The sequence below is a fragment of the uncultured Ferrimonas sp. genome, assembly GCF_947489035.1.
Classification (GTDB): Bacteria; Pseudomonadota; Gammaproteobacteria; order Enterobacterales; family Shewanellaceae; genus Ferrimonas.
In genome coordinates this window covers 74,652-84,920 of record NZ_CANLCI010000018.1, presented here as the reverse complement: position 1 = coordinate 84,920, position 10,269 = coordinate 74,652, and the positions used below count along the sequence as shown (strand labels likewise).

Annotated in this window: 11 protein-coding genes; 9 read left to right on the top strand and 2 right to left on the bottom strand. The window is 53.8% G+C overall.

Annotation, left to right across the window (positions count from 1 at the left end):
• Positions 1-147: 147 nt before the first annotated feature.
• Positions 148-705, bottom strand: coding sequence for a D-glycero-beta-D-manno-heptose 1,7-bisphosphate 7-phosphatase (gene gmhB / locus Q0796_RS12160; RefSeq protein ID WP_298443534.1), 558 nt, complete (start codon positions 703-705; stop codon positions 148-150).
• Positions 706-906: 201 nt separating this feature from the next.
• Here gmhB and metN point away from each other — a divergent pair, with 201 nt between their 5' ends.
• The 9 genes from metN to Q0796_RS12115 all read left to right on the top strand — a co-directional run bounded on the left by metN (position 907) and on the right by Q0796_RS12115 (position 9,698).
• Positions 907-1,941: a methionine ABC transporter ATP-binding protein MetN gene (gene metN / locus Q0796_RS12155; RefSeq protein ID WP_298443532.1), complete on the top strand. Its 1,035-nt coding sequence runs from the start codon at positions 907-909 to the stop codon at positions 1,939-1,941.
• Complete coding sequence (locus tag Q0796_RS12150) at positions 1,931-2,584, top strand: methionine ABC transporter permease (RefSeq protein WP_298443529.1); 654 nt, start codon at positions 1,931-1,933, stop codon at positions 2,582-2,584. Before metN ends, Q0796_RS12150 begins: the two co-directional genes overlap by 11 nt.
• Before the next feature lie 28 nt (positions 2,585-2,612).
• Positions 2,613-3,410, top strand: coding sequence for a methionine ABC transporter substrate-binding lipoprotein MetQ (metQ, locus tag Q0796_RS12145; RefSeq protein ID WP_298443527.1), 798 nt, complete (start codon positions 2,613-2,615; stop codon positions 3,408-3,410).
• Between the two features lie 130 nt (positions 3,411-3,540).
• Entirely contained in the window at positions 3,541-4,131 is a 591-nt protein-coding gene (locus Q0796_RS12140) for a LemA family protein (protein ID WP_298443525.1), read from the top strand.
• The gene (locus tag Q0796_RS12135; RefSeq protein WP_298443522.1) at positions 4,131-5,879 is read left to right on the top strand and encodes a M48 family metallopeptidase; all 1,749 of its coding nucleotides are present in this window, start codon (positions 4,131-4,133) and stop codon (positions 5,877-5,879) included. The genes Q0796_RS12140 and Q0796_RS12135 overlap by 1 nt, the downstream gene beginning before the upstream one ends.
• A 90-nt stretch (positions 5,880-5,969) precedes the next feature.
• Positions 5,970-6,740 (top strand): D-hexose-6-phosphate mutarotase, encoded by a 771-nt coding sequence (locus tag Q0796_RS12130; protein WP_298443518.1) that lies wholly within the window; start codon positions 5,970-5,972, stop codon positions 6,738-6,740.
• 125 nt (positions 6,741-6,865) lie between these two features.
• Positions 6,866-7,555, top strand: coding sequence for a GntR family transcriptional regulator (locus Q0796_RS12125; protein WP_298443515.1), 690 nt, complete (start codon positions 6,866-6,868; stop codon positions 7,553-7,555).
• A 38-nt stretch (positions 7,556-7,593) separates the two neighbouring features.
• Positions 7,594-8,679, top strand: coding sequence for a ketoacyl-ACP synthase III (locus Q0796_RS12120; RefSeq protein ID WP_298443512.1), 1,086 nt, complete (start codon positions 7,594-7,596; stop codon positions 8,677-8,679).
• A 134-nt stretch (positions 8,680-8,813) separates the two neighbouring features.
• Positions 8,814-9,698: a DMT family transporter gene (locus tag Q0796_RS12115; RefSeq protein ID WP_298443510.1), complete on the top strand. Its 885-nt coding sequence runs from the start codon at positions 8,814-8,816 to the stop codon at positions 9,696-9,698.
• Here the strand turns inward: Q0796_RS12115 and Q0796_RS12110 are convergent.
• Positions 9,661-10,242: a hypothetical protein gene (locus Q0796_RS12110; protein ID WP_298443507.1), complete on the bottom strand. Its 582-nt coding sequence runs from the start codon at positions 10,240-10,242 to the stop codon at positions 9,661-9,663. The genes Q0796_RS12115 and Q0796_RS12110 overlap by 38 nt on opposite strands.
• Positions 10,243-10,269 lie beyond the last annotated feature (27 nt).

Here is a 10,269-nt window from a genome sequence, read left to right as displayed (position 1 = left end):
GCTCAGTGCCTTACTCAGTAAGCCGCTGTGCCCCGTCGACAGATGCGCATTATAGGGAGCGGTTTCGTTCTGACAAGGGCTTTATCTTAAGTTTTGGTTTGATTGGCGAGACTTTCACCAAGTGCACCTTAATCAACCGAATAATGGTTATTGTGGCGTCAATATCCACTGGGCAGCAGCAGCGACATTATCGAGTACCGCATCCGCCAACGCTTCACCGGCCGCATCGACCTGTTTACCGCTGCGTACTAATAAGGTGTGTTTCACCCCAGCTTGCTGCCCCGCTTCCATGTCTCCGGCTTTATCACCAATCATGATTGACTGGCTTAGATCCAATTGATGCTGCTGTGCTGCCATTACTAGCATCCCCGGTTGAGGTTTACGGCACTGACAGTCGCCAACATAAGGGGCGTTACCTTTGCTTGGGTGGTGTGGGCAAAAATACACTTGGGTGATCACGGCGCCAACCGCAGCAAACTGATCGCACATCCATTGGCTTAAACGCTGGAACTGAGCTTCATCGTAATAGCCCCGCGCAATGCCACTTTGATTGGTTACAACCACTAAGGCGTAACCGGCTTGATGCAGCTGGGCGCAAGCTTCCAGGGTGCCGGGCACAAAATCAAAGGTGTCGACGGTGTGGACATAACCGTGATCAATGTTAATCACGCCATCACGATCCAGAAATACAGCTTTTTGCTTCATTGGAGGCTCTTACTATGAATGTGCGGGCAGTATCGCTATTGCGCCATTGCCATTCAACGCTTCGGCGTAGAAAAAATGTGCAACTGAACACTTTGGACGGCTAAACATCCAAATGGCCATTGACGGCAGTCTGGACGGCTATATAGACTGCAAGCAGTTGCTCTAACGATAATCAATAACGAAGTAAGGCAAATACTGACGATGATCACCCTATCCGCAATCAGTAAGACCTATCAGTCGGGAAGCCAGTGCATTGAAGCACTGAAGCCAACGGATCTGCATGTAGCCAAAGGGAAAATCTTTGGGATCATCGGCTCTTCTGGCGCCGGGAAAAGCACCTTAATTCGTTGCGTTAATTTACTGGAACGGCCAGACAGCGGCGCGGTAATTATTAACGGCACCAACCTGCTGACGTTATCCGAAGCGCAATTACGGCTACAGCGTCAGCAGGTGGCGATGATATTTCAGCATTTTAACCTGCTGGCTAATCGCACGGTCTACGCCAATGTCGCCCTGCCCTTAGAGCTTGCGGGGAAATCGAAAGCCCAGATCCGTGCCAAAATTGAACCGTTACTGGAGTTGGTTGGCTTAACCGACAAAGCCAGCAGTTACCCCGCCAATTTAAGTGGCGGCCAGAAACAGCGCGTAGCCATTGCCCGTGCCTTAGCCAACGATCCAAAAGTGTTGCTCTGTGACGAAGCGACCTCGGCACTGGATCCCAACACCACCCGTTCTGTGCTGCAGTTGTTAAAGGCCATCAATCAAAAATTGGGGCTCACTATCTTGCTTATTACCCACGAGATGGATGTGGTTAAGCAGATCTGTGACCAAGTAGCACTGATCGACAACGGCGAATTGGTGGAACAAGGGGATGTCGGTCGCTTCTTTGCTGCAGCCAAAACCCCATTAGCGCAGCACTTTGTTCGCTCTACCTTACATGTGGAGCTGCCAGAGGTTTATCAGCAACAGCTGCAAGTGGAAGCCAGCGCCAACACTAAGCCGATCATTCAGCTGCGTTTTCATGGTGACAGTGTTGATGCGCCGGTGATCACCCAAGTGGCGCAACAGTTTAATGTTGATATCAGCATCATCAGCGCGCAGATGGAGTACATCGGCGCCAACAAATTTGGGTTGCTATTGGCCGAACTGTTGGGGCAGAACGATGCCATTGACCAAGCCATTACCACCTTCCAACAACATAATATCGATGTAGAGGTACTTGGTTATGTCAACTGATCTGCTGCCATTACTGGGCAATGCCACCCTTCAAACCCTGCAGATGGTGTTGCTGTCTGGCTTACTGGCCACCCTGTTTGGTTTGCCACTTGGCATTTTGCTGCACCTCACCAAGAAGGGTGAGTTACTGCAAAACCCAACTCTGCATAATGTGGTTGGCATTGCTGTGAACATTGGCCGCTCGGTGCCGTTCATTATTTTATTGGTGGCCATCATTCCGTTTACCCGCTTTGTGGTGGGCAGCAGCATCGGCACCTTAGCGGCAGTGGTGCCACTAACGATCGGCGCCATTCCTTTTATTGCGCGGTTAATCGAAGGCGCCTTAATCGAGGTTCCCGCCGGCTTAGTTGAAGCCGCTCAAGCCATGGGCGCCGACACCAAACAAACGATCATTAACGTGCTGTTGCCAGAAGCACTGCCAGGGATCATCAACAGCATCACCATTACGCTGGTCACCTTGGTGAGCTATTCCGCCATGGCGGGTGTGGTTGGCGGCGGTGGCCTCGGCGATGTGGGGATCCGCTACGGCTACTATCGCTTTGAGCTTGACGTGATGCTGGCCACCATCGCCATTTTGCTGGTGCTGGTGCAACTGCTCCAATCCTGTGGTGATGCCATTGTTCGCCGCATCGACCACCGATAACGATTACAACGAAGTAGGAAATATCACCATGAAAAAGACTGTACGTACCCTATTCGCTGCCGCTGCAGCACTGGCTTTAACTGCCTGTGGCAGTGACAACAACGACACCACCTTAAAGTTAGGCGCCATGGCGGGGCCCGAAGCTCAGGTAGCGGAATTGGCCGCCAGCATCGCCAAGCAAGAGTATGGGCTTGAGGTCGAGATCATCCCCTTTACCGATTACGTTACGCCTAATGCCGCCTTGCACGATGGCAGCATCGACTTGAACGCATTTCAGCATCGCCCGTACTTGGATGGGCAGGTAGAAGCCCGCGGCTATGAGATCGTTGCGGTGGCCAATACCTTTGTTTATCCCATCGCCGCTTACTCAACCAGCATCACCGATTTAACCCAGCTGCCGGATGGCGCCAAAGTCGCGCTGCCAAACGATCCCACCAACTTGGGCCGTTCGCTACTGTTGTTAGAACAACAAGGGCTGCTGACCTTAACCGCTGGTGTGGGCATTGCCGCCACCACTCGGGACATTAGCGCCAACCCAAAGCAGCTTGAGATCCTTGAATTGGAAGCCGCGCAACTGCCTCGTTCATTACAAGACGTCAGCTTTGCTGTGATCAACAACACCTTTGCTGGCCAAGCGGGGCTAACATTAGAGAAAAATGGCCTGTTTGTTGAATCGAAAGAGAGCCCATACGTGAACTTGATTGTGGCGCGCAACGACAACCAAAACGATCCGCGTGTGCAGCAGTTCATCAAGGCTTACCACACCGATGCGGTACACCAGAAAGCGTTAACGCTGTTTGATGGCAACATCGTTAAGGGCTGGTAAGACGAACTCCATTCGTGCCCATAAGATTAAGAGGAAGCCATCGCTTCCTCTTTTCGTTTCTGCAGTCGGTGCTTTTCTCTGCCGCTAAAGCGCGCTAACTTAACGCTTTTCGGCCAGACAGGAAGTCTCTATGTCGTTCTATATCACTCTTGCCATCGTACTGGCGTTGATCGCCCTTGTGGTGATGGTATTCAACAAATTGGTTAGCCTGCGCGCTCGCCATGAAAACGCCTTTGCGCAAATCGAAGTGCAACTAAAACGCCGTTACGATCTGATCCCCAACTTAGTTAATACCGCCAAAGCTTATTTAAAGCATGAGCAAGAAACCCTTGAGGCGGTGATCAACGCCCGCAATCAAGCAATGGCAGGGTTATCTGCAGCCAGTGGCGACTTAACCAATATCGATGCCATGGGCGCTTTAGCTGGGGCTGAATCCGCGTTAACCGGCGCACTCGGCAAACTGAATGTGGTGATGGAAGCCTACCCCGATTTAAAAGCCGATCAGACCATGATGCAGGTTTCAGAAGAGTTAACCGCCACCGAAAATCGGGTCGCCTTTGCCCGCCAAGGCTTTAATGACGCCGTCACCAGTTACAACGAATATAAGCAGCAGTTCCCTGCGGTACTGATGGCAGGCCCCTTTGGCCACGGTAAAGACGCCTCGTTACTGGAATTTAGCGATTCCGCCGCCATTCAAGCGGCCCCCAAGGTTGAGTTTTAGTGGACTTTTTTGCCCAGCAACAGCAAGCACGACAACGCACAGGATTACTGGTGCTGCTGTTTGTTGTTGCGGTAGGCCTAATCCTTTTACTCACCAATGTGCTGATGGTGGCGTTGCTGTTACCGCAGATCAGCGACAGCCCCGCCCCCCAAAGCTGGCAACAACTTGGTGCCCAGCTCAGCTCCAGCAATGGCATGGTACTCACGCTGGCGTTGCTGATGGTGATTGCCACCGTGATCATGATTAAGTGGCTGGCACTGCGCGGTGGCGGGCGCAAAATTGCCGAATCCATCGGCGGCAAGCGGATCCAAACCAATAGCCAAGAGTTTAAACAGCGGCAGCTGTTGAATGTGGTTGAAGAGATGGCGCTCGCGGCGGGGATCGCCGTACCACCGGTGTACTTGCTGGCCGATGAGCATGGCATTAACGCCTTTGCCGCCGGCCACACCCCCAAAGATGCCGTTATCGGCATCACTCAAGGGGCGTTAGAGCAGTTAAGCCGAGGCCAACTGCAAGGGGTTATCGCCCACGAATTCAGCCATATTCTGAACGGCGACATGCGCCTGAATATGCGCCTGATCGCGGTACTGAGCGGGATTGTGGTGATCAGCCATGCCGGTGATCTCTTGCTGCGTACCAGCGGCGGCCGTAAAAATGGCAATCAAGCGATGCTGCTGGGCTTGGCCTTGTTGGCGCTGGGCTGGATTGGCGCCCTCTTCGCGAACTTAATTAAAGCCGCCGTTAACCGGCAGCGTGAATACCTTGCCGATGCTGCCGCGGTGCAATTTACGCGGGATCCCAGCACCATTGCTGGGGCGCTGAAAATGATCGCTGTCAGCAGCGGCCACAGTTATTTAGAGTCGGCCAATGCCGCCCAATCTAGCCATATGCTGTTCAGCAGTTATCGTGCGTTTAGCAGTTTACTGGCCAGCCACCCGCCCATTGATAAGCGGATCCGCGCCATTGAACCGAACTGGAACGGCCGCTACGCCGCCACCGTAATCAAAACTCAGCAGCGCCAGCAACCGGTGCAGCAAGCCACTGCTCCAGAGCCGAAGCCGGCGGCTCACCAAGCCAACGCCACCGCCGTGATTGGGGCGGTGTTGTTGGCACAGCTGCCCAACACCTTGCAGCAGCAAGCACGGGAACCCGCCGACGTCACTCAGCTGGCCTTAGCCCTGATTGGTGACTCAACAAGCCGCGTGGCTGCAACCATATCGGCACTGACGCTGAAATCACAACTGACTTTGCTGCAACTGCTGTTACCCACTTTAACGGCGCTGTCGGATCGACAACAACAGCAACTGCTGGAGCAATTACAGCGTTGTTGGCAGCAGCAATCCATCACCCTAAGCCGTTGGTGCATCTACCAGCTGTTATTGCATTACCTGAATGCGCCAGATACTCACGCGCCGCTCATTCAGGCCACGCCCAAGCGCAACAGCGCCAGCTGCCATCTGCTGTCGTTGCTCGCCTGTCACGGCAACGACGATCCCCAGCAGCAACAGCGCGCTTTTTATCGTGGCAGCAACAGTCTGGGGTGGTATCAAGCCAAGTTTGATCCAAACGTAAGTTGGCCCCAAGCTGCAGCGGATTTAATCACCTTGCGTCGCACCCCTCCGGCCAAAAAACAGCGATTGTTGTTAGCGTTTCGTCAGTGTGCTGAACAAGATGGGGTGATTAACGACGACGAAACGGCACTGCTGCACTGTTTGGATCTGCTACTGGATGCGCCAGCGCCACAGTAATCTCTGAATTATCGCGATATTTAAGTCGAAACCACAGCCTACGCACCTTATGCTATCGCTAACACTTTGCAGCGATCAGCGAGACCCCCTATGGAACGCATACAACTTAGTGACGCCAATCAACACGTCGAAATCAGCCTGTTTGGTGGCCACGTACTCCGTTGGCAAGCCGGTGATCAATCGGTGCTGTGGTTAAGTGAATTAGCGGATCTGTCCGGCAGCAGCGCCATCCGTGGTGGCGTGCCCATCTGTTTTCCTTGGTTTGCCGAACAAGGCAGCCCCAAACACGGCTTTGCCCGTACCCAGCGTTGGCAGTTGCAGCAACACAGTCAGCATCACGCGGTGTTGGTGCTGCGCGACAACGACACGACCTTGGCGATCTGGCCACATAAATTTGAGTTAACGTTAACGGTCACACTGGCGCCCCACCGGCTTGAGTTGGATCTGCGGATCCACAATCGAGATAGCCACAGTTGGCACTGTGGCGGCGCACTGCACAGCTACTTTAATTGCCATGACGCGCGTCAAATTGAACTGCCAAGATTGGCAGAGCGGCCTTATTTTGATTCATTACAGCAAGGCCAAGCACGCCAATTCGATTGCAACATCTTGCCAAACCCAATTGATGCCATCGTGCCGGATTTAGCAGAATATCAGCTTGAATGCGGGCAAAAACTGGCGATCAGCCAGCACGGCAGTGACAGCTGCGTGATCTGGAACCCCGCCTTCAAGCACCCAAACGACGTCTCTGCGGCGCAAGCAATGCAATTTATCTGCTTAGAAAGTGCCATCGCCCGTCAGCAGATTACGTTGGCACCGGGGCAATCCCACCACTTGCAACAGCAGATCACCCTTTGCTAACCACTTAAACCTGAGATCTCGCTGTCGGAGCCTGTTTTTACTCGGTTTTGCTGACATAGCAGAACCGAGCGAACCTTTTAATCCGATCTGGCTCACGGTAACCTGTAACGATATTGCAACCATTTATGACAAGGCAAATGCCGCAAATCGTCCATAAGACCCGTACCCAAGTGGTGGTTGAGATCCTGCGTGAGCGGATCCTCTCCGGCCAGATCCACGCAGGTGAGCCACTGCGCCAAAGCTCGTTAGCCCATGAACTCGATGTCAGCCGGATCCCCATTCGCGAAGCGTTGCTGCAACTGGAAGCGGAAGGTTTAGTCAAATTTGAAGCGCATAAAGGCGCTACCGCCACGGAACTTTCCCTAACTCAAATGGACGAATTGTTTGAATTGCGCGGCCTGATTGAGCCAACCTTACTGCGCCGCTCGGTGCCAAACCTGACCGCAGAGCACTTAGCCACCGCTGCCGATTACCTTGAGCAGCTTGGCCATGCGCTGCAGCAAGATAACACCATTGATAGCTGGAGCGAGCTTAACGGCCTGTTCCACCTAAGCCTGTATGCTGGCGCGGATCGGCCCCATACACTGGATATGGTGCGTGGGCTCAACACCAACTCCGATCGCTATATTCGGTTGCAACTGTTGTTGGCCGGAGGCCGTCCCAAAGCCGATCAAGAACATCGGCAGTTACTTGAACGCTGCCAAGCTGGCGATGCCGATGGCGCCGCTGAGCTATTACAACACCACATTCAATCTGCTGGGATCAGCGCGAAGAATTTGATTGAAGCGCAAATGCTACGCAGCCACAGCAAATAACCACGACAATAATTGGACTCACCATATTAGGAGCCGCAATGCTATCTGCACAAATCACCGGTTGGGGTAAATGTTTACCGCCTGCGGTTTTAAGTAACGACGATTTGTCGACCATTATGGACACCAACGACGAGTGGATCCGCAGCCGCACTGGCATCAATCAGCGCCACATCAGTCACGTCAGTACCTCTGCCATGGCCATTGTGGCCGCCAAGCACGCTCTCGCCAGCGCCGGATTGGAAGCCACCGATCTGGATATGATCCTCATCGCAACGGCATCGCCGGATACGTTGCTGCCAAATGTGGCTGCCACAGTGCAAGCCGAATTGGGCGCCAGTTGCGCTGCACTCGACATTAATGCCGCCTGTTCTGGCTTTCTGTATGGTGTGGGTCTCGCGACCGCACAGATCAAAAGCGGCCAGATGCAACGCATTTTGATTGTCGGTGCCGAGCGCCTGAGCTTCTACATCAACTGGACCCTACGCGAAAGCGCGGTGCTGTTTGGCGATGGCGCAGGGGCGGTGATCCTCGAAGCCAAAGAAACCGAACAAGCCAGCGGCGTGATCAGCTACGCCATGCATAACGACCCAAGCGGACGCGAACACTTAAAAGTGGGTGGGTTTGGTACCGACATGACCCGCTACGACGACGAAGCCAACAACTTCTACCTGCAGTTTAATGGCCGTGAAGTGTTCAAACGGGCCATTGGTGGCATGGGTAAACTCAGCAAAAAAGTGATGGCGGAAGCCGGTCTCAGTACCGACGATGTTGATTTAGTAGTACCCCATCAAGCTAATGTACGCATTATCGAAACCTTGATTGCCAAAATGGCGGTGCCGGCCGAAAAAGCCTTCATCAATATCGAGAACTACGGCAACACCTCAGCAGCAACCATCCCTATCGCCTTGTGCGATGCAGTAGAACAAGGCCGGATCACGCCCAATGCCACCTTACTTACCTGCGCCTTTGGGGCTGGGTTAACTTCCGCCGCTGCGGTGATCAAATGGGGCGAACGCACCAGCCCCATCAACCACAGCGATGCCAGTTTGCCACCGTGCCAACATACTGGGCTTGAGCTGATTGCCCGCGCGGTTGCCGAGCAGAAAAAACGTCCACTAGAATAACCACTTATACAGCCAGATAGCGGGTAAGAGGCAAGCTCTTTCCCGCTTACTATGTCATGTCCGAATGTGGCTAGTATCTCCCCGCGTAAATCCCTATCTTATCGGCCATTGTTTCTCTTGGTTTGAGCCGTGTTATGTCTGGAAAGAGTTTTGCCAACCTGCTGCTATTATCCGCCATTTGGGGCGGCAGCTTTTTATTGCTGCGGTTGGCGGCCGGTGCCGTAGGTCCAGCCATGCTGATTGGTTCACGGCTGATGTTCGCCGCGCTGTTTCTTAGCGCCATCGCCTTATTGATGCGAAAGCCAATGGCGTTACAGGGAAATGTGCGTCACTACGCCATTCTTGGCGGGGTTAATTCAGCGTTGCCGTTCCTGTTGCTCGCCTACTCGGCCCAAACGCTGTCCACATCCATGCTGTCGATCATCAACGCCTCGGCCCCCATTTTTGGTGCCGTCGTCGGTGCCATCTGGATGCGGCAATGGCTCGACCTCAAAACCACCCTTGGCTTGTTGCTCGGCAGCGCCGGGGTGGTTATTTTGGTCGGCTTCGATGGCTTGGTATTGGATAGCAATGGCATCTTCGCGGTCTTAAGTTGCCTTGGGGCGGCGCTATGTTATGGCATCGCCAGTAACTACGCTCGCCACGCCAAACCCGTTAACTCCTTCGCCAATGCCCACGGCAGCATGTGGGCGTCGGCCTTGATGTTATTGCCGCTGGCCTTATTGTTTCCTGCGCGTAACCCACTGACTGTCGAACTGTGGTTGCTGATGGCCATTCTTGGCGTTGTCTGCAGCGGCATCGCCTACCTGCTGTATTTCAAATTGATTGAAGATGAAGGGGCAACATCGGCGCTCACAGTAACTTATTTGGTGCCGGTATTTGGGGTGATGTGGGGCCACGGTTTATTAGATGAACCGATCGGTTGGTCTACGCTGCTTGGTTGCGCGGTGGTGTTGTCCGGTACCGCCATGGTGACGGGGCTTAAGATCCGGCCAATGATGGCGCGGCTGCGCGGTTAATCGGATCCCAATATATTGGCGAGCGGAACAGCTGACTGAGCTGCCGGTTCAATTCGGCAAAGTTCACGATCCGGGCATCTTCACCGCTCAGGCATTGCCACACAAAACGGTGGCAGTTGTTGTGACGTAAATGGTAATCCCGATAGCTTAATAGCTGTTGTGCGGCGGCGTTAACGGCATCAGCCTTATGCAATGGTTGGTGCTGCTTGTCGCAGCCAACGAAGATGGTTGCGCCGCTGCGACCCGCCAAAAAACGCTTGGCAGAAACGCCACGCACTAAGCCGCTGCCGTGCAATTCGGCAATGGTGTCGTCTCCCAGCCACAAGCCACTGTGTTCAACCACGCCATAGACAAAACAGACCACAACAGCACCAGGCTGGGGCGTAACGGGGATCGTCCCCGGCCACCATTCCGAGGGTTCAATCCCAATGCTGTCCGACTGAGTATTACCACGATAACGCTGCTGCAATAACTGTTTGCGCTGCGCCCGATACTCCAATGCCAGTGCGGTAGCAGCAGCCAATAAGATCCACGGCAGTGCCATTTGCGTTGATTCCCAAGCCAAGATGAT